Origin of the sequence: Rhodopila sp. (assembly GCF_965277165.1) — a bacterium.
GTDB lineage: Bacteria > Pseudomonadota > Alphaproteobacteria > Acetobacterales > Acetobacteraceae > Rhodopila.
In genome coordinates this window covers 2,097,573-2,116,173 of the sequence record NZ_CBDICE010000006.1, presented here as the reverse complement: position 1 = coordinate 2,116,173, position 18,601 = coordinate 2,097,573, and the positions used below count along the sequence as shown (strand labels likewise).

Genomic DNA, 18,601 nt, shown 5'->3' with positions numbered 1-18,601 from the left:
AGGTCAAAAGCCGCTCTCGGCATCCACTCGCTCGGCGCCTCGCGGATGATTTCCCGCGAACTTTTAGATATACCCAGGAATTTTCGAGGTCCCATATTTCTTGAATATACAAAAGTCTGGTCTCGAACGGACGGACGCCGTCGCAGGTCGCGCGTCGAAACCAGAGAGATGCGACCCCTCTGATCCATGCCCATGGCATGCCCGGCCGGACTGTCTGCCGAGCGCCAGGGTCAAGCCCCACAGCCGCGAACCGATCCGCCACCGGCGGCCGCCGCGAGCTCGGTCATCGGCAGCGGCACAATCGAGTGCATCATCGGTTCGCCAGATCGGGCAACACTGTCCGTCAACTCAAGTCCCGACGTTTACACTTGATATCGGCAAATCGATTGGCAACGCCAATCATGCAGTCGCGCCGCTCACCGGCCAACGACACGCCACCAAACCAACCGTTCGAGCCCGCTGGTCATCGACCCCTGCGCCATACCTCGTCCCAGGTGAAAACCGTCCCCCTACCCAGGCGCGGCCAGCAGCAGACGGTTGATCCGTTCCAGCGCCTCGAACGTCTGCCGCCACGCCTTGGCAAACGCCTCCGGCTTGGTGCCGCGCCCCGCCAGGATGGCGCCGATCTGGCCCACGCTGCGCGCGCCATCGATCAGCGGCAGGATCGCCGAGGCCAGCGGCGGCAGCGCGATCGGCAGCCGCAGCCCGTCGAAGTTGATCAGCATGGTGCCGTCCGGCCCAATCCAGCCCGCCATGGTCTCGCCCGAGGTCTCACGGCACACCGGCACCGCGCTCTCGACAGACGGATCCGGCCGCTGCGGCGCGGCCCCGTCACGCACGCAATAGGCGATGTGCACCGCCATGTTGCCGGCCAGCGCCTCGGCCAGCGCGGCACGCTCGGTCGCATCCATCGCCTCCAGCCTGGCGCGCAGCTTCGGGTCGGGCAGCAACGGTGCCGGGTCGTAGCGGATCGGCTCCACCCAGCAACTCACCCGCAGCCCTGCAGCGGCCAGCAACGCGCTGAACGCCGGCACGGTGAACGCGCGATCCCTGGGGTTGAGCAACAGGTCGTAAAGCCCCGCGTCGCCGCCATTGACGTGATCGTCGAAGTTGCGGTTGATCCGCAGCCATTGCGTCTCCGGCAAATGCCGCATCACCCGCCTGGCCACGTCCAGCCTTTGCTGCGGCGGCTGCTCCGGCGGCGCCAGCCGGCCCAGCGCCTCCTGCACCATGTACACACCAGTGCGCCCATGCGGCGCATACACCATCAGCCCCATACCGCCGCCCGGCGCTAGCACCGACAGCAACGCCCGCAGCCCCGCCGCCGGATCGGGCAAATGGTGCAGCACCCCGCAGCAATCGATGTAATCGAACGGCCCCAGCCCCGACCCCGGCAACTCCAGCAGCGACCGCTGCTCCCAGGCGATGTTGGTCAACCCGCGCGCCTCCGCCCGACCGCGCGCGATCGCCAGCGCCGACGCCGACCGATCGAGCCAGGTCACCCGCCCCGCCCGACCCAGCCGCGCCATCTGCTGCGCCAGCATGATCGTGCCATCCCCGGTGCCGCCCCCGGCGAACAGCGCGTTCAACGCCATCGACGCCGGCCGCGCCGCGCCGAACACCCAGTAATCCACCTCACGCAGGTGACTCGGGCTGCCGACGATCAGCCGTTTCGCCTCCTCCCGAGGATCGCGCTTCGGATACGGATAGGCTTCGTACTGCCCGGCAAGGCGAAGATCGGTGGCGTCGGTCATCGTGTCCGCACTTAGAGTATCCGGCTCCGCCCGGCTACCTCCGCCGCTACTCCATGCTAAATCATAACAAAAACCAAAGCCGCCGAGCCTTCACCGACAATCAGCGCCTCAGTGCGCATCCGCGGGCAGCTTCTTGGCGGGCGCAACCCTGCGCATCCAAGGAACCAACAAGGTAGCAACGACGAAGGCCAGCATGATGGCGCGGAAGGCGTCGGCGAATGCCAGGGTCGACGCTTCTCGATAAGCCAGTGACCAGAGTTGATGCAGCGCCGCCTCTTTGCCGTCGTCAGCGGCACCCGGCAGGGCGCCGTAGCGATCTGCCGTCGCGGAGACAAATCGGGCCATGGCGTCGTTCGCCGGGGAAAGATGCGAGGCGATCCGCAGAAAGTGCAGATTTGTCCGGTCGTTGATGATCGCCGCCCCGACCGCGATCCCAACGGCACCGCCCAGATTGCGCATCATGTTGAACAGACCGCTGGCGTACTTCAAACGATCGGGCGGCAAGCTGCCGAGGCCCAGCGTCACCGCCGGCGCCACCGCGAAAACTTGCGGGAACCCGCGCAGCACCTGTGGCAGCAAGAGCTGGTCACCGCCCCAGTCATCGGTGATATAGCTGTAGCTCCACATCGCCACACCGAAGCTGGCAAGCCCGAACATCATCAGCCAACGTCCGTCGATACGCCTGGCGAGCCAGACATAGATCGGCACGCCAACCAACGAGGCAGCACCGGTGGAGAAAATCGCCAACCCGGTCTGCCAGGCGCTGAACCCGCGCACGTAGCCGAGGAACAGCGGCGTCAGATAGATCGTCGTGAAGATGCCGACCCCGGTCACGAAGGACAGCAAACAGCCGATCGCGAAGTTGCGGTCGGTCATCGCGCGCAGGTCGACGACCGGATTCGAAAAGCTCAGGCTGCGCCAGCCGAACAGCCCGAGCGAGATGGCGGCAATCCAGGCAGTATCGCGAATCGTCGCGTCGTCGAACCAGTTCCACCGCGTGCCTTCCTCAAGGGTATATTCAAGTGTGCCGAGCCCGATAGCCATCAGCAAAATGCCGAGGTAATCCGCGCCGCGCAGCAGCGAAAGATCCGGCTCGTCGATCCTCACCAGGAATGCGGCCAGCACGGTGACCGCAATGCCAGGGACCAGGTTGACATAGAACAGCCAGTGCCAATTCAGGGTATCGGTGATCCAGCCGCCGATGACCGGGCCGAGCGTCGGAGCGATGGAAGCAATGGTACCAACCACCGCCGCCGCATAGACCCGTTTCGGCCCAGGAAAGAAATGGAATGAGGACGTGAATACGGTCGGGATCATCGACGCGCCAAGCAGACCCTGGAGCGCGCGGAACAGGATCATGCTCTGGATATTCCAGGCGATGCCGCACAACATGCTCGCGGCGGTGAAGCCGGCCGCCGAAATGGTAAACAACCAGCGCGTCGACAGCACGCGCGTCAGCCAGCCCGACAGCGGGATCATGATGATCTCCGCGATCAGGTAAGCCGTCTGCACCCAGCTGATCTCGTCCTGCGCCGCGGAAAGACCGCCGCCGATGTCCTGCAGCGAGGACGCAACGATCTGGATGTCCAGCAAGGCCACGAACATGCCGACGCACATCACCACGAACGGCAGCAGCGACGGTGACTTCTCTTCCGGGCTCATTTTGCCGCGGCTTTCACGTTCACCGAGACGGTGGTGGACAGTCCTGGGCGAAGCATCGACAGCGCGCTATCGTCGGCGTCGAGCACGACGCGCACCGGCACGCGCTGAACGATCTTGGTAAAGTTGCCGGTCGCGTTCTCCGGCGGAATGATGGAAAACACCGCCCCGGTTCCCGGCGTGAAGCTCGCAACGTGGCCATGAAATTCATGCCCCGGCAGGACATCCGCGGTCACCTCCGCCGGCTGACCGGGCGCCATATGAGTAAGCTGGTCTTCCTTGTAATTGGCCTCGACCCAAAGCCCCTTCGCCGGTGTGATCGAGATCAGATAGGTACCGGCCTTCACATAGCCGCCGACCTGGGCCGCGCGGTTGCCAACTGTGCCGTCGATCGGCGAGCGGATTTCGGTGTAATCGAGATCGAGGCGAGCCGTCTGCATGTCGGCACGCGCCTGGGCGACCGCCGCATCGGCCTCGGCGATCTGGGATTGCAGGACCGTCAGCTTTTCTCGCGCAGCCTGTAGCCCAGCAACCGCGAACGTAACCGTCGCCCGGGCCTCTCGGTCGAGCGATGCGGACCGTTGCGCGTCCTGCCGTGACCCGGCTGCCGTGACGGCGAGGTCGGCATAGCGCCGTGCGTCCTGCTCCGCGAACGCCGCCTGCGCGCCTTTTGCGACGACATCCGCCTCACTCTGGCGAATCACCGCCTGCTGCAGCGCCGATTGGGCGCGGAAGCTGTCGGCGGCCGCATCGCGCGCCGTCAGCACCGCTCGAGCGTGCGCGAGCGCGGCCTCGGCGTCCCGCGGATCGATCCGGATCAGCACCTCACCGGCGTGAACCGCGGCGTTGTCGGCCACCAGAATCGTCTGAATGAAGCCCGCGACATGCGGGGCGATCGGCGTCACGTTGCCGCCCACATAAGCATCGTCGGTGGTCTCGACGAAGCGTCCGGTGGTCCACCACTCTCGCCCATACAGACCAGCACAGACGAGCAGGACCAGGCCGCCAGCGACCAACAGCACAGGCTTCAGTCGGCTGCGCGGGCGCGTTCCGGCCGCGATGGTATCCTCGTATGCCGCACTAGACATTTTGACTTCCATCGCAGGACAAACCGTCGGCGCAGGACACACCGGCAGAAGACGCCGCCCGCGCGTGACGAGAACGGGTGGTCGCATCGGCGGCGGGGCCAGCAGCGCTGCGAAACTCCGGCGAGCGCAATGGGCGCAGCGTCGCGCGATCGACCAACACAGGGTCCGCGACAGCACCGGTCTCGGCGTCAACCACCCGCACCGCCGGGCCTTCCGGAGCAAAGTGCTTATTGCCCCAGGCGAGCAGGGCCCACATCACCGGCCGGAAGTCGCGTCCGGCCTCGGTCAGCGCGTAATGATCCCGCGGCGGTCGCTCGCTGTAGCGCCGGCGCTCGAAAACACCAGCCTCAACCAGTGCGTTCAGTCGTTTGGTCAGAGTGTTGGGAGCGATGTTCAGGTTCTTGCGGAAGTCATCGAAACGCCGCGCCCCCAGAAACGCCTCGCGAAGAACCAGGATACTCCACCACTCTCCGACCCGCTCCAGGCTACGGGCAATCGGGCATTGCTGATCGCTAAAGCTCTTGTGGCGCATTCGACCCACCAGTCACTTCATTGATGGAAGCGACGTAGGCTGCTTACTTGCATAATGCAAGCCTTTATCGGGACGCGGCGCGCAGCCGCGGAAGCGCTGCGTCCATGAGCCGGACTTGAAAACCATTAAAACGAAGGTCTGTGAGGGCAACCGAGTGCCCAAAGAGTTATCCAGCCGGCCGAGGCCGCACCACAACCATGGCTAGAGATGTTGCGTCGAGGCCACCGCCGTTCACCGACCAGATACGCCCGTCTCGGACACTCTTTCCACCTCAGACGACGAACCGCCGCAGCCCATCGACCAAGCGGGAAGAATGAAAGTTAAACAACAACCCGACGCCAAGCCGGCTCATTCGCAGGTAGCTCAGGATCTGTGCCTCATGCGCCGGGATCAGCGCCGGCACCGCCTTGACTTCAACGATCACCGCGTCCTCAACCACGACATCCGCACGAAACCCTAGCCCGATCGGTATGCCCTTATAGGTCACCGGGATCGCGACCTGACGCCCGAATGCAATCCCCGCCTGGTTCAGTTCCAGGCAGAGACAAGCAGCATAGACCGACTCCAAAAGCCCAGGCCCGACCACACGATGCACCTCAATCGCCAACCCAATGATGCGTTCCGTCAGTGCGCCATGCCGCAACACCATAGATCTCCGTGGCACTCAGTGTCCTCGTCACTTTCTCCGTGCTAAACCTTAACAAAAACCGAAGCAGCAAGGCTTTGTACCGGCGCGTTCCGAACGGATCCGCCACACCCGCACCGACCAGGCCCGCGAAAGCCGTCCGCTCCATCCGCCAGGCGGACCAAATCGCCAGACGGACCAAATCGCCGTGACGCACTCAAATCCCCCCGGACAGATCAACAATCGCTCCGCGCCCACCGATCCCTCCACCGATAACATCCCACCCGAATCCGCGCTAAACCACCGCCATGGTTGAACCCAGGACCCGCGGCTACTTCGGCATCGGCGCCGAGGGAGTCTCCAAGTCGGCCAATATCGGCGCCCTGCTGCGCACCGCCCACGCCTTCGGTGCGTCGTTCTGCTTCACCATCGGCACCGGCTGGGACTCCCGCGCCGCGCGGACCGCCGACACCGCCGATACCCCGCTGCACGTGCCGACCTGGCGCTACCCGACCTTGGACGACCTGTCGCTACCGAACGGCTGCGCCCTGGTCGGGGTCGAACTGCTGCCCGACGCCGTCGATCTGCCCAGCTTCCGCCATCCCTTGGCCGCCGCCTACGTGCTCGGTCCGGAACGCGCCGGCCTGTCGGCCGACCTGCTGGCACGCTGCGATCACGTGATCCGCATCCCGACCCGATTCGCCCTCAACCTCGCGGTCGCCGGCGCGCTGGTGCTGTATGACCGGCTGCTGCAGCACGGCCGATTCGCCGAACGCCCGGTCGGCTCGCGCGGTTCGGCTGTTCCCCTCGCACCCACCGGCCACGGCGCGCCCCGCTTCCGCAGCACCATCCCCGACTGGCTGCACCCCAAGGCCCCATCGCCCGACCCGCCACCGCCCGACCCGGAACCCCCGGACGCGACGCACAATAACGCGAAGAAGCCATGACCGCGCCGCGCTTGGCAGGCGTCCCCGCCGGCCTTATTGCTGCGCCGATGAACACTCGCTCCCGCCGCCTGCTGACCGTTGCCCTGCTGCTGGCCGTGCCGGCCGCCGCCGCCGAGACCAGGAAGACGCCGCCTCCGGCCCACAAAACCACCACCCCAGCCGGCCCGAAAATGATCGGCCGCTACGATGACTGGACTGCCGCTACCCACACCGAATCCGGCCAGCCCGTCTGCTACGCCTTCACCCGAGTGCAAAGCTCGGCGCCCGCGCTGCCCGGCCGCGGCCCCGTCGTGCTGACCGTGACCGAGCGTCCCTCGGGCCGCGACGCCGTCGCCATCGAGGCCGGATTCGCCTACGCCGCCAACGCCACCGTCACCCTGCAGGTCGATCAGAAAGGCCTCGACTTCTACACCTCCGGCCGCAACGCATTCGCCCGCGAAGGCAAGGCCGCGGTCGCCGCCTTCACCAAGGGCAGCCGAGCCATCGCCCGCTCGCCGGCACCGCATGAAGTCACCGATAGTTTCAGCCTGAAAGGCTTCAGCCAGGCCTACGCCGCGATCGTCAAGGCCTGTCCGGCGAAATGACCGACCTGTCCCCCGCCGATCGCGCCCGCATCCTGGCAAAGTCGGCTCTGTTCGACCCGCCGCCGGCCGCGCTGGAAGACGGCCGTCGCGACCTCGTCGGCCTGGACCGCGCCGAACTCGCCGCCGAGATCGCCGCGATCGGCGAACCCGCCTTCCGCGTCAAGCAGTTGTGGCACTGGATCTACCACCAGGGGGCCACCGATTTCGCCGCCATGTCATCGATCGCCCGGCCGCTGCAGGCCAGGCTGGCGGAAAACTTCACCATCGGCCGGCCCGAGGCCGCCATTGTGCAGACCAGCACCGACCAGACCCGCAAGTGGCTGTTCCGCTTCCGCGATGGCCAGGAAGCCGAGACCGTCTACATCCCCGACCCAGCCGAGGATCGCGGCGCGGTCTGCGTTTCCAGCCAGGTCGGCTGCACCCTGTCCTGCCGGTTCTGCCACACCGGCACCCAGACCCTGGTGCGCAACCTCGGCGCCGCCGAGATCGTCGGCCAGTTCATGGCCGCCCGCGACGCCTACGGCGAATGGCCCTCGCCCAAGGGCGAGACCCCCCGGCTGCTGTCCACCATCGTGCTGATGGGAATGGGTGAGCCGCTGTACAACTACGCCAACGTCGCCAAGGCGATGAAGATCGTCATGGACAATGAAGGCATCGGCCTGTCCCGCCGCCGCATCACGCTCTCCACCTCCGGCGTGGTGCCGATGATGGACCGCACCGGGGCTGACCTCGGCGTCAATCTCGCGGTCTCGCTGCACGCCGTGCGCGACGACCTGCGCGACGAACTGGTGCCGTTGAACCGCAAATACCCGATCGCCGAGCTGCTCGCCGCCTGCCGCCGCTACCCCGGCTCCTCGAACGCCAGGCGAATCACCTTCGAGTATATCATGTTACGCGGAATTAACGACTCCGCCGCGGATGCGCGCGAACTGGTGCGCCTGATCGCCGGCATGCCGGCCAAGGTCAACCTGATCCCGTTCAACCCGTGGCCCGGTTCGCACTACCAGCCCAGCGGCAAGGCCGCGCTCGACCGCTTCGCCGCGATCGTCAACGCCGCCGGCTTCGCCGCCCCGATCCGCACCCCAAGGGGTCAGGATATCCTGGCCGCCTGCGGCCAGTTGCGCACCGACACAAGTAGGGACAGCAAACCACCCGGTGCTCGATTATCCCAACCGCTGCGCCAAAGTTGAACCGGGTCCAGCCGCACCCATTGGCAATTGCTCAAGCGCGGCGCGGTGCTTGGTTTCGTCATCTGCTAAACCTACGTCAACCACAACGATCCCACGGCGAGCTTGACCGCGCTCGCCGCCTCGCGAAGCACTTCTCCGCCCCTGCCGCACGAAGTCGGGCAACCTGCGCCGCCACGCCTTGCCCGTCCGTTGGCACCGGCGCACAAGGCCGAACGGAAATGGAGCAGGTAATTTGCGACCGCTGGTTCTGACGTTCGGTCTGCTGCTGGCGCTGTCGCGTCCAGCCTTGGCGACGACCAGTTGCGGTGCGCCTGGGGATAAGCCTGACGGCTGGGAGACGGCTGAACCGGCGAGCGTCGGCATCGATCCGGATATGCTTTGTAGGCTCGCTTTGCGCTTCGGCGAATGGAAGGAGGCGGATTTGCACGCCATCCTCATCGCCAGGCATGGCAAGTTGGTCTTTGAGCAATACTACACTGGCTCCGACCAAGCCTGGGGCAAACCGGCCAAAGTCGTAACCTTCGGCCCAACGGTTTCGCATGATCTCCGCTCGATCACAAAGAGTGTCGTGGCTCTCCTTCTAGGCGTCGGGATCGAAAAAGGTTGGGTGCATGACATCAATCAACCGGTTCTGTCACTTCTTCCCGGCTACTCCGATCTGCGGACACCAGAGAGGGACCGAATAACGGTGCGAGACTTGCTCACCATGTCAGCCGGCCTCGCCTGGAACGAACATCTCCCTTACGGCGACGCTTTGAACAGTGAAACGCGAATGGATAGTGCATCCGATCCATGCCGTTTTGTGCTTGAGCAGCCTGTCGCGAATCCGGCCGGATCGGTTTGGACATATAGTGGCGGCTCCGCCGCACTCATCGCCTGCGTGCTCCGCCAGACAACCGGACAATCGATTGACGAACTGGCGCGTGTAAACTTGTTCGAACCTCTCGGCATCTCCACAGTAAAGTGGGCTCGCTATCCGCTAACCGGAGACCCCGTCGCTGCCTCGGGACTTCGCTTGCTCCCGCGTGACACCCTGAAGTTCGGCAACTCGTTCTGAACAAGGGCAATTGGCACGGTGACCAAGTGGTGCCAGCCGCCTGGATCGATGCGGCGACCACGCCACAGATTAATGGTCCGGGCCTCATGTTTTACGACTATCAATTCTGGCTAGGCCGGTCGCTGGTCGCTCGGCGTGAAGTCGATTGGATCGCCGGGATCGGTTATGGGGGACAGCGATTGTATGTCGTCCCATCGCTCGACTTAGTGGTTCTTATCCACGCTGGCCTTTACACCAACCTAATGCAGGAATGGGTCGGCAACATGCTGCTCAATCGGTTCGTGCTAGCCGGAACCGCTCCTTAGCACCCACCTTTTGCGCCAGCATAAACCGACTGGAAAAACGCAGCGTGCACCGGTCTCGGGAATTTCTTGATTTATGGACAACCGCCTTGCTTGCGTTGTCCTCGGCCACACCAACGCTGCGCAAGGTGTCATTGATTTCGACGACCATGTTGGCCATTTTGCAGCCAATCCCACTCCAACCCTACCGGCTCCATATCGAATAGGTAATTGCTCCCTCCCACCTCACCTGGCGCCGCGATCCCGCCGCGCGCAGTCGAGCTGCTGCACCCCGACCCGCCATCCGGTTCACCCCTCCGCCACACCACCGTTGAACCAACCCACCCCATCGGTCTACCCTTCCACCCATGGCACGCCTCAGCGTCAACCTGAACAAGATCGCCCTGCTGCGGAACTCCCGCCGCACCGGCGTGCCCGACCTCGCCCATTTCGGCCTGCTGGCCCTGCGCGCCGGCGCCCAAGGCCTCACCGTGCATCCCCGCCCCGACGAACGTCATATCCGCGCCGCCGACGTCCCGCTGCTGGCCAACCTGATGCGGCCGTTCCGTCCCGCCAAGGAATTCAACATCGAGGGCTACCCCGACGACCGCTTCATCCGCCTCATGCAGGACCACCGCCCCGAGCAGGCCACCCTGGTGCCCGACGCACCAACCGCGTTCACCTCCGAGGAAGGCTGGAAACTCGATGCCGCCGAGGCCACTCTCGCAACCCCGGCGATCGCCAGGATCAAGGCGCTGGGCTGCCGGGTGATCCTGTTCATCGACCCCGACCCGACGGTGATCGACCGGGTCCGCCAGGCCGGCGCCGACGGCGTGGAAATCTACACCGGGTCCTACGCGGCGGCGTTCCGCGAGCAGCGCCACCAGCCGATCCTGCACCATATCGAACAGACCGCCGCAGCCGCCAGGGCGGCCGGTCTGCTGGTCAACGCCGGCCACGACCTGAATCTGGCCAACATCCCGCCGCTACTGGCCGCAATCCCGTTCCTCGCCGAGGCCTCGATCGGCCATGAACTGACCGCCGACGCCCTGCAAGACGGCTTCGCCACAACCGTCACCGCCTACGCCAAGGCGCTGTCCGCTCAGCCCGGCCGCTGACCCCGCGCCGCCCGGCCCTCCAGGCCAAGCGCCGCCGCTTCATATTCCTCGGCCAGCGAGATCAGCGCATCGACGATCCGCTGATCTGAAACCAACGACACCATGGCCCGATAGCGCTCGGCCTTGGCACGCAGATCGACAGGTGTGGCAGGCTCTGACATCGCTCGATCTCCACCCGTGCAGGTGAAACGTCCGACCGCCGTCCACGTTCGCGCCGGTCGCGCCCGACGCTTTGAGTTGATCGCCCACTTGCCATGATGTAAACAGCTCTTACATCCAGCTCCGACGGATGAGGGCGCGATGTCGTACCTGAACACGCCAACCTACCGAGAGCGCGAAAAGCAGTGGCTGGAACAGGCCGCCGCGCTGCCGCCCGGTCCCGACCGAGATGCCTGCCAGGCTCTCGCCGACGGCTATGGCAATCTGGTCATGCTGCTCGACCAACTCGATGCCCTGGCGACCTGAACCGTATCGGCGGGACACCCCGCAGCGGGATCAGACCCTCGCGCCTTATTCGCCCTAATACCCCGGCAACTCGTTCACACACTGCACCCGCCAGCCATCCGCCAACCGCTGCAACCGGCTCAGCGACAGGTTCTGCACCGACAAATGCAGCGCGCTGTCCGCCCCGATCCCCAGCGCATGCGCGATCGCCCCGCGGATCGCCCCGCCATGGCTGATGATCACCACCTCGCGCCCGGCATGGCTCTTCGCCAGCCGCTCCATCGTCGCACCCACCCGCACGATCACCGCGGCCATGCTCTCACCGCCAGGCGGTTGTTCATCCCCCGCCAGCGGCCAGAAGGCATGCGCCTTGAACCGCAGCCGAGGCGGCAACTCATGGTGGGCCAACCCCTGCCACTCGCCCAGCGATTGCTCGGTCAGCCCCGCTTCGACGCGCAGCTCGGCGGCCGGGTAGCCGTGCGCGAATATCGTCTCGGCGGTGCGCCGGGTGCGCGACAGCGGCGTCACCAGCCAGTCCGCCAAACGCGGCAGCCGTGCCGCCAGCGACCGATACATCGGCGCCTGCTCCAGAAGGGTCGGCTCGCACAGCGGAACGTCCATCACGCCATACAAAAAAGCCCGGGCATTCTCCGCCACCAGCGCGTGTCGGATCAGCCAGAAGCCGGTCTCGATCATTCGCCGATGCTGATCAGCGCGCCGCTGACCCTGGCGGCGTGAAACTGCCGCGCGAACAGCAGCGCCGCCGCGCTCAGCCACACCACGTTCAGCGCGAACGCGGCGCCAAGATGATCCCACCGGATCACGCCATGCAGCAACGCCGCCCGCATCCCCTCGAACACATGCGTCGTCGGCAGCGCCCAGGAGAACGGCCGGATGAACGCCGGCAGCACCGAAACCGGGTAGAACACCGCGGAAAACGGCGCCAGCCCGAACAATATCCCCCACGCCAGCGGTTCGGCGCCCGACCCGTGCCGCAACACCAGTGACACCACCGCCAGCGCCACCGCCCAGCCCATGATCATCAGGTTCATGAAGAACAGGATCAGGACTGGCCCCAGCGAAAACAGGTTGAACGCATAGAACGCCCAGGCCAGCAGGATCGCCGGCATCGTCCCCAGCAGCATGCGTACGATCGACATGGCGATCAGCGCCAACACCATCTCGAACGGCCGCAGCGGGCTGACGAACACGTGGCCCAGGTTGCGCGACCACATCTCCTCCAGGAACGAAATCGACATCCCCATCTGGCTGCGCAGCGTCACCTCCCACAGCAGCACCCCGCCCAGCAGCGTGGCCCCCGCCATCATCGCGGCATTGCCCATCCGAGCGCGCAGGAAGCTGGAGGTGAAGCCCCAGATGCACATGTTCAGCACCGGCCAATAGCCAAGCTCCAGCATGCGCGGCCAGGATCGGCGGTACAGCGCCAGATGACGATACATCAGGCCCCAGATCCGACGCAGCATCGGCCTCACCACCCACCCCCCAGGGTCGGCTCGGCCAGGCACCAGCGCGTGGCCGCCCCAAGCCCGCCGCTCATGCCGCCACCGCCTGGCGCCGGTCACGCGCGATATCCAGGAACACGTCCTCCAGGTCGTGGCGGCCATAGCGGGTCAGCAACTCGTCGGGACTGCCGCGGTCCACCACCTGGCCCTTCTTCAGCATCACCACGTCGGTGCACAGCCGCTCCACCTCGGCCATGTTGTGGCTCGCCAGCAGGATGGTGCAGCCGCTCTCCGCCCGGTATTGCTCCAGCCAACTGCGCACCATGTCACCGGTATCGGGGTCCAGGCTGGCGGTGGGTTCGTCCAGCAGCAGCACCTCGGGCCGGTTGATCAGCGCCTTGGCCAGCGCAACCCGGGTCTTCTGCCCGGCCGACAACTGCCCCGCCGGACGGTCCAGGATGGCGCCCAGGTCCAGCTCGCGCGACAATTCCGCAATGCGCTCGTCCACCTTCGGCACGTTGTAGAAGTGCCCATACACCCGCATGTTCTCCCTCACCGTCAGCCGCGCCGGCAGCGCGACATACGGAGACGAGAAATTCATCCGCTCCAGCGCCGCGAAGCGGTCCTTGCCGATGTCGTGCCCCAGCACCGTGATGCGCCCCGAACTGGGGATCAGCAGACCCAGCAGCATGGCGATCGTGGTGGTCTTGCCGGCCCCGTTGCCGCCCAGCAGCCCGATCGTTGCCCCGGTGCGTGCCACGAAGCTGACACTGTCCACCGCCAGCACCTCGCCATAGCGTTTCGTCAGATTTTCGACCTGAATCGCGTTCATAGCCATCCGATAGGGCGCTTGCGCCATTTCGCCAAGAGAGATTGGCGCGATCGCCCGGTCCGGCCTATCCTGGCCCGGTGATGATCGAATTAAGCGCGGCCCCCGCGACGCTGCCGCCCGGACAGCGTGTCTATGCCGTGGGCGACATCCACGGCTGCCTCGATCGGCTGGCCGCGCTGCACGAAATGATCGCCGAGGACATCGCCGAACGGCCAGTGGCGCACACCACCTTGGTGCATCTGGGCGACTACGTCGATCGCGGCACCGACAGCGCCCAGGTGGTCGACTGGCTGATCAACCGCCCGCCGGTGCCGGCCGACGAAATCGTCAACCTGATGGGCAATCACGAACACATGATGTTGTCCGCCGTGGTCGGCACCGAACGCGAGGCACCCAGCCAATGGTTGGTCAACGGTGGGGCGGATTCGCTGGCAAGCTGGGGCATTGCCCGCACCGTCCCCGCCGCCGAATGGGCCGCCCGGATCCCGCTGCAGCACCTGATGTTCCTGCGCGACCTCGAAATCAGCCGCCGCATCGGGCCCTATCTGTTCGTCCATGCCGGCATCCGCCCGGGGGTGCCGCTGGACAGCCAGTCGCGCCAGGACATGATGTGGATCCGCGAGCCGTTCCTGTCCTCCGCGGCGGATTACGGCGTCGTCGTGGTGCACGGACATACCCCCAAGCGAGAACCCGTTGTGGCGGCCAATCGCATCGCCATCGATACCGGCGCGGTGCTGGGTGGCGCGCTGACCTGCGTGGTGCTGCAGGAAGATCGACTGGGATTTCTGACCAGCTGAACCAGCGGCCTGGAGGACCCTCTCCAGGCCGGGTGAATCACACGACAAAACAAACAACGACCCGGCCCGTCGCAGACACGCTAAGCCGCCAAACGCTTAAGTGTCCGACGCGGCGCGAACAGAGGTTGCACCGTTGTGATCGCCTTGTTACGGCAGCTTGGATGAACCAGATCACGCCCGGCTCCACGCCGCGCCCCGACCAACCGCAGCCCGATCTCGCCGCCGCGGTCCGTCGCCTCGCGCACACCAATGTCCTGGTCATCGGCGATGTCATGCTCGACCGCTACACCTACGGCGAAGTGGCGCGGATCAGCCTTGAAGCGCCGGTGCCGATCCTGGCGATCGACCGCGAGGTCGCGCTTCCCGGCGGCGCCGGCAACGTGGTGCGCAACCTCACCGCGCTGGGCGCCGCCACCGCCTTCATCTCGGTGGTCGGCGACGACCAGGCCGGCTCCGACCTCACCGGCCTGATCGGCGGTCAGCCCAACGTCGAGCCCTGGCTGCTGGTCCAGGGCAGCCGCACCACCACCCTGAAAACCCGCCTGATCGCCGCCGGCCAGCAGTTGCTGCGCGCCGATCGCGAGCAGACCGACCCGATCCACCCCAAGCTGGCCGAACGCCTGCTGCGCATTGCCGTCGACGCCATGGCCGCCACCAGCGTCACCGTGCTATCCGATTATGGCAAGGGCGTGCTCGGCGGCGACGTGGCGGCAAACCTGGTGCAGGCGGCGCAAAAGACCGGACGCAAGCTGATCGTCGACCCCAGGGGCAGCGACTTCGCCCGCTACGCCGGCGCCGACGTGGTGATGCCGAACCGCCAGGAACTCGCCGCCGCCGCCCACATGCCGGCCGAAAACGAGGCCCAGATCGTCGCCGCCGCCGAACACCTGCGGCGCCAGCACGGCTTCGGCGCCGTCGTGGTCACCCGCGGCAACGATGGCATGACGCTGGTCGACGACCACGGATCGCAACATTTCCCGGCCGAGGCCGCCGACGTGTTCGATACCTCCGGCGCCGGCGACACCGCGCTGGCAATGCTGGGCGCGGCGCTCGCCGCCCAACTCGAACTCCCGGTCGCGGTGCGGCTGGCCAACCTCGCCGCCGGCATCTCGGTCGGCAAGGTCGGCGCCTCGGTGGTGCGCGAGGGCGACCTGCTCGCCGCGCTGACACCCCAGCACAGCGCCCTGCGCAAGGTGGTCAGCCGCGAGGAAGCGGTCGAGCAGGCCGAACGCTGGCGCCATCGCGGCTGGCGGGTCGGCTTCACCAACGGCTATTTCGACCTGCTTCACCAGGGTCATATCGCCTTGCTCGAGCAGGCCAGGGCAGCCTGCGACCGGCTGATCGTCGGGCTGAACGCCGATACCGGCGTGCGGCGGCAGAAAGGCGCGCCCCACCCGGTGCAGCCCGAGGCCGCCAGGGCCGCGGTGCTCGCCAGCTTCGCCTGCGTCGATCTGGTCTGCCTGTTCGAGGAAGACTCACCGGAAGCCCTGATCGAGGCGCTGCGCCCCGACGTGCTGATCAAGGGCGCCAACCACGCCATCGAGGACGTCGTCGGCGCCGACCGGGTGCGCGGCTGGGGCGGCCGGGTGCTACAGATCGATCTCCTTGCAGAACAACTTCCGCAGCCGGTGACCCCGGTGAAGGGCTGAGCACGAAAGCAAGGCGACAGTCCGGTCGCGAACCTCAAAGACCTGTCACACCCACCGCGTCGAAACCAACCGCATGGATAGCGCGAACCCCTGACTCGACGACACCGACCGCCCTCGAGCCGCATCGTCCGGAACCGCATCGTCCGGAACCGCATCGTCAGGACGGCGCGAACTCAGGACACCGCCCGCCCTCGGAACCGCATCGTTAGGACAGCGCGAATTCAGGACACCGCCCGCCCTCGGAACCGCATCGTTAGGACAGCGCGAACCCAGGACACCGCCCGCCCTCGGAACCGCATCGTCAGGACAGCGCGAACCCAGGACACCGCCCGCCCTCGGAACCGCATCGTCAGGACAGCGCAAACCCCAGGAAACCCGTCGCCCTCAGAACCGCGTCGTCAGGTTGGTCAGCCACGCCGGCGAGGCCGCCACCAGCACGGTTTCGACCGAACGGTCGGCACCGGTCAGGATCAGCAGCGAAACCACCAACGCGGCGCCCCCCAGCAGCGTCTTGCCGGTCCTGCCGGCGCCGCTCAGCCGCCCCCGCCAGCGGCCGAACGCCTCACGCGACAGCAGGCCGATCAGCAAAAGCGGCACCGCCGTGCCAAGCCCGAACGCGACCATCACCGTCGCCACGCTGCCCAGATCCTTTCCCTGCGACGCCAGCACCGAGGCCGCGCCCAGGGTCGGCCCGACGCACGGGCTCCAGACCGCGCCCAGCAGGATCCCAAGCACGAACTGCCCGCCCGGGCCGTTGAATGTCCGCCCCGTCAGCAGCCGGTTGCCGGCGCTGCCGATGCCGCCGGTGGCGAGCGCAAACCGCCGCTGCAGCCCCCCGCTCAGCAGCACCACGCCAAGCCCGGCCAGCAGCACGGCCGCGATGTCACGGAATACGTCGCCATCCAGGCCGATCGAGAAGCCGATGATTGCGACGAACAGCCCGATGCTGACGAACGACAGCACCAAACCCGCCGCCAGCGCCGGCAACCCCAGGCGGTGGCGGGTCAGCGCCGGACCCAGCACCAGCGGCAGCACTGGCAGCACGCAGGGCGACAGCGTCGACAGCACGCCCGCGGTGAAGCCGAACGCGATGCCGCCAAGCGCCATCGGCGGCTCTAGCCGGCGGCTTTGTCCAGCAACGCCTTGATCGCGCCAGGATCGGTGACGCCGGTGGAGCGGCCTTCCTCGTGGCTGCCGTTGAACACGATCAAGGTGCTCTGCATGGTCGCGCCCATCTCGCGAACCGCATCCTTCTGCGAATCGAAGTCGATATGATAAACCACCAGGTGATCGAACGCCGGTTCGGTCAGCAGTTGCGACAAGATCGGACGCTGCTTGGCGCAGACCGGGCACCACGGCGCGGTGATCTCGACCAGGATCGGCTTGCCGGCCTGCTGCGAGAGGGAAAACGCCGCCTGGCTGAACTTGGCGGCTTCCGGCGCGGCCCAGGATGCGGAGGTCACCAGGACCGAGAGACCAATCGCAAGCAGCGCGGCAGGCAGCAGTCTGATAAAGCGCATGGGGTTCCTCCGTCGGCAGATTGGTGGTTTCGCGACAGCGATTACATCATCGCACTCCTGGTTCGGCAAAGCGATCCCACTCCCCCAGTGTCCTGACCCAGAAGTTCGCCGCCCTTCGCGGCGGACGGATGGGATTAGCAGGCCACTGAAAACAAAGAGCGAGTATCCCATCGCAGAGAAGCATGGGACGCGAACTGTCCACGGTCCGGCCTGCCTCCCGGTCCTGTGCGTCGCCCCCCGCGTCATGGCCGGTCCGGGCCCTGACCCGGCCATCGCTCGCCCCAGCCGTCGGCGAACGCGACCTCCGCCAGCGGCTTGCGCGTCACCGGACCATAGCGGCCGCGCGGATAACCGATCGGCATCAGCGCGAAGCTGAAACTGTCCGCCGGCATCCCCAGGACGGCACGGACGTCATCCTCGTACAGCAGGTGGTTGGTGGTGATGACCGTCCCAAGACCAAGTCCGCGGCAGGCCAGGATGATGTTCTGAATCGCCGGGTAGATGCTCGCACCGCGGATCCGCTCCTGATACGCCAGGTGCTCGCCATAGCGCGCCTGCACCGCCGCCGGCAGCATATCGCGCGGCGGCATCTCGCGCGTGGTCAGGCACGGCACCAGCAGCACCGGAGCATCGCCCAGATGCTGCCACAAATAGGCTCCGGCGGCCATCAGCCGGTCGAACTGGTCCTGCGTCATGTGCGCCGGGCGGCCCCTGGCCGCGTAGATCGCGCCGACCTCATCGGACGCCCGGCGATAGATCGCTCCAAGCTGGCGGCGCTTCTCGGCGTCACGCACCACGATGAACGCCCAGTTCTGCGCATTGCCCCCGGTCGACGCCCGGATTGCGGCGTCCAGCACACGGCTGATCAGTGCTTCGGGCACCGCGTCCGGTTTCAGCCGCCGCAGCGCACGCGCGGTATAAATCGCCTCGAATAGCGCAATATCGCTCATCATGACCTCCGGTGCGGATCGGACGTGATGTCCAGGCAGCACGACCCAACCGTGTCATGACCCGCACGATCCCACTACCCACCACAAGCACGCGGCCAGCCAGTCTCGGGC

General features: G+C 66.3%; 21 protein-coding genes. 8 read left to right on the top strand and 13 right to left on the bottom strand.

Annotation, left to right across the window (positions count from 1 at the left end; translation table 11 throughout):
• Window positions 1-509: 509 nt before the first annotated feature.
• From ACQY4Y_RS21935 to ACQY4Y_RS21915, 5 genes are all read right to left on the bottom strand, one after another.
• On the bottom strand, window positions 510-1,754 hold the full coding sequence (locus tag ACQY4Y_RS21935) for a class I SAM-dependent methyltransferase (RefSeq protein ID WP_428492693.1): 1,245 nt from the start codon (window positions 1,752-1,754) through the stop codon (window positions 510-512).
• 108 nt (window positions 1,755-1,862) lie between these two features.
• On the bottom strand, window positions 1,863-3,416 hold the full coding sequence (locus ACQY4Y_RS21930) for a DHA2 family efflux MFS transporter permease subunit (RefSeq protein WP_428492692.1): 1,554 nt from the start codon (window positions 3,414-3,416) through the stop codon (window positions 1,863-1,865).
• Window positions 3,413-4,501 carry an HlyD family secretion protein gene (locus tag ACQY4Y_RS21925; RefSeq protein WP_428492691.1) on the bottom strand — a complete coding sequence of 363 codons (1,089 nt, stop codon included), beginning with the start codon at window positions 4,499-4,501 and terminating at the stop codon, window positions 3,413-3,415. Before ACQY4Y_RS21925 ends, ACQY4Y_RS21930 begins: the two co-directional genes overlap by 4 nt.
• A complete protein-coding gene (locus ACQY4Y_RS21920) occupies window positions 4,494-5,033 on the bottom strand; it encodes a winged helix-turn-helix transcriptional regulator (RefSeq protein ID WP_428493694.1) in 540 nt (179 codons plus the stop codon). The genes ACQY4Y_RS21925 and ACQY4Y_RS21920 overlap by 8 nt, the downstream gene beginning before the upstream one ends.
• Window positions 5,034-5,304: 271 nt before the next feature.
• Window positions 5,305-5,697, bottom strand: a complete 393-nt coding sequence (locus tag ACQY4Y_RS21915) for a GxxExxY protein (RefSeq protein WP_428492690.1) — start codon at window positions 5,695-5,697, stop codon at window positions 5,305-5,307.
• Between the two features lie 269 nt (window positions 5,698-5,966).
• Between ACQY4Y_RS21915 and ACQY4Y_RS21910 the strand changes: the two genes are divergently transcribed.
• The 4 genes from ACQY4Y_RS21910 to ACQY4Y_RS21895 all read left to right on the top strand — a co-directional run bounded on the left by ACQY4Y_RS21910 (window position 5,967) and on the right by ACQY4Y_RS21895 (window position 9,436).
• Window positions 5,967-6,605: an RNA methyltransferase gene (locus tag ACQY4Y_RS21910; RefSeq protein ID WP_428492689.1), complete on the top strand. Its 639-nt coding sequence runs from the start codon at window positions 5,967-5,969 to the stop codon at window positions 6,603-6,605.
• Complete coding sequence (locus ACQY4Y_RS21905; protein ID WP_428492688.1) at window positions 6,602-7,189, top strand: invasion associated locus B family protein; 588 nt, start codon at window positions 6,602-6,604, stop codon at window positions 7,187-7,189. The genes ACQY4Y_RS21910 and ACQY4Y_RS21905 overlap by 4 nt, the downstream gene beginning before the upstream one ends.
• On the top strand, window positions 7,186-8,379 hold the full coding sequence (gene rlmN / locus ACQY4Y_RS21900; protein WP_428492687.1) for a 23S rRNA (adenine(2503)-C(2))-methyltransferase RlmN: 1,194 nt from the start codon (window positions 7,186-7,188) through the stop codon (window positions 8,377-8,379). The genes ACQY4Y_RS21905 and rlmN overlap by 4 nt, the downstream gene beginning before the upstream one ends.
• 232 nt (window positions 8,380-8,611) lie before the next feature.
• Window positions 8,612-9,436, top strand: a complete 825-nt coding sequence (locus ACQY4Y_RS21895; RefSeq protein WP_428492686.1) for a serine hydrolase domain-containing protein — start codon at window positions 8,612-8,614, stop codon at window positions 9,434-9,436.
• Window positions 9,437-9,706: 270 nt separating this feature from the next.
• On the opposite strand, the gene ACQY4Y_RS21890 is transcribed toward ACQY4Y_RS21895, so the two are convergent.
• Window positions 9,707-9,898 carry a hypothetical protein gene (locus ACQY4Y_RS21890; RefSeq protein ID WP_428492685.1) on the bottom strand — a complete coding sequence of 64 codons (192 nt, stop codon included), beginning with the start codon at window positions 9,896-9,898 and terminating at the stop codon, window positions 9,707-9,709.
• Window positions 9,899-10,085: 187 nt separating this feature from the next.
• On the opposite strand from ACQY4Y_RS21890, the gene ACQY4Y_RS21885 reads away from it, so the two are divergent.
• On the top strand, window positions 10,086-10,835 hold the full coding sequence (locus ACQY4Y_RS21885; RefSeq protein WP_428492684.1) for a pyridoxine 5'-phosphate synthase: 750 nt from the start codon (window positions 10,086-10,088) through the stop codon (window positions 10,833-10,835).
• Here the strand turns inward: ACQY4Y_RS21885 and ACQY4Y_RS21880 are convergent.
• The gene (locus ACQY4Y_RS21880; RefSeq protein ID WP_428492683.1) at window positions 10,820-10,996 is read right to left on the bottom strand and encodes a hypothetical protein; all 177 of its coding nucleotides are present in this window, start codon (window positions 10,994-10,996) and stop codon (window positions 10,820-10,822) included. The genes ACQY4Y_RS21885 and ACQY4Y_RS21880 overlap by 16 nt on opposite strands.
• 139 nt (window positions 10,997-11,135) lie before the next feature.
• On the opposite strand from ACQY4Y_RS21880, the gene ACQY4Y_RS21875 reads away from it, so the two are divergent.
• Entirely contained in the window at window positions 11,136-11,300 is a 165-nt protein-coding gene (locus tag ACQY4Y_RS21875) for a hypothetical protein (protein ID WP_428492682.1), read from the top strand.
• A 54-nt stretch (window positions 11,301-11,354) separates the two neighbouring features.
• On the opposite strand, the gene ACQY4Y_RS21870 is transcribed toward ACQY4Y_RS21875, so the two are convergent.
• Genes ACQY4Y_RS21870 through ACQY4Y_RS21860 form a run of 3 tightly spaced genes read right to left on the bottom strand, consistent with a single transcriptional unit; the run spans window position 11,355 to window position 13,574 of the window.
• Window positions 11,355-11,975, bottom strand: coding sequence for a histidine phosphatase family protein (locus ACQY4Y_RS21870; RefSeq protein ID WP_428492681.1), 621 nt, complete (start codon window positions 11,973-11,975; stop codon window positions 11,355-11,357).
• The gene (locus ACQY4Y_RS21865) at window positions 11,972-12,862 is read right to left on the bottom strand and encodes an ABC transporter permease (protein WP_428492680.1); all 891 of its coding nucleotides are present in this window, start codon (window positions 12,860-12,862) and stop codon (window positions 11,972-11,974) included. The genes ACQY4Y_RS21870 and ACQY4Y_RS21865 overlap by 4 nt, the downstream gene beginning before the upstream one ends.
• Window positions 12,834-13,574 (bottom strand): ABC transporter ATP-binding protein, encoded by a 741-nt coding sequence (locus ACQY4Y_RS21860; protein WP_428492679.1) that lies wholly within the window; start codon window positions 13,572-13,574, stop codon window positions 12,834-12,836. Before ACQY4Y_RS21860 ends, ACQY4Y_RS21865 begins: the two co-directional genes overlap by 29 nt.
• A gap of 80 nt (window positions 13,575-13,654) precedes the next feature.
• On the opposite strand from ACQY4Y_RS21860, the gene ACQY4Y_RS21855 reads away from it, so the two are divergent.
• Window positions 13,655-14,371 carry a metallophosphoesterase family protein gene (locus tag ACQY4Y_RS21855; RefSeq protein ID WP_428492678.1) on the top strand — a complete coding sequence of 239 codons (717 nt, stop codon included), beginning with the start codon at window positions 13,655-13,657 and terminating at the stop codon, window positions 14,369-14,371.
• Window positions 14,372-14,532: 161 nt separating this feature from the next.
• Window positions 14,533-16,020, top strand: a complete 1,488-nt coding sequence (locus ACQY4Y_RS21850; protein ID WP_428492677.1) for a PfkB family carbohydrate kinase — start codon at window positions 14,533-14,535, stop codon at window positions 16,018-16,020.
• A gap of 384 nt (window positions 16,021-16,404) precedes the next feature.
• Here ACQY4Y_RS21850 and ACQY4Y_RS21845 read toward each other — a convergent pair whose 3' ends face one another.
• From ACQY4Y_RS21845 to ACQY4Y_RS21835, 3 genes are all read right to left on the bottom strand, one after another.
• Window positions 16,405-17,127 carry a cytochrome c biogenesis CcdA family protein gene (locus ACQY4Y_RS21845; protein ID WP_428492676.1) on the bottom strand — a complete coding sequence of 241 codons (723 nt, stop codon included), beginning with the start codon at window positions 17,125-17,127 and terminating at the stop codon, window positions 16,405-16,407.
• An 8-nt stretch (window positions 17,128-17,135) separates the two neighbouring features.
• Window positions 17,136-17,540: a thioredoxin family protein gene (locus ACQY4Y_RS21840; protein ID WP_428492675.1), complete on the bottom strand. Its 405-nt coding sequence runs from the start codon at window positions 17,538-17,540 to the stop codon at window positions 17,136-17,138.
• A 242-nt stretch (window positions 17,541-17,782) separates the two neighbouring features.
• Window positions 17,783-18,490, bottom strand: coding sequence for a nitroreductase family protein (locus tag ACQY4Y_RS21835; protein WP_428492674.1), 708 nt, complete (start codon window positions 18,488-18,490; stop codon window positions 17,783-17,785).
• Between the last annotated feature and the right edge of the window lie 111 nt (window positions 18,491-18,601).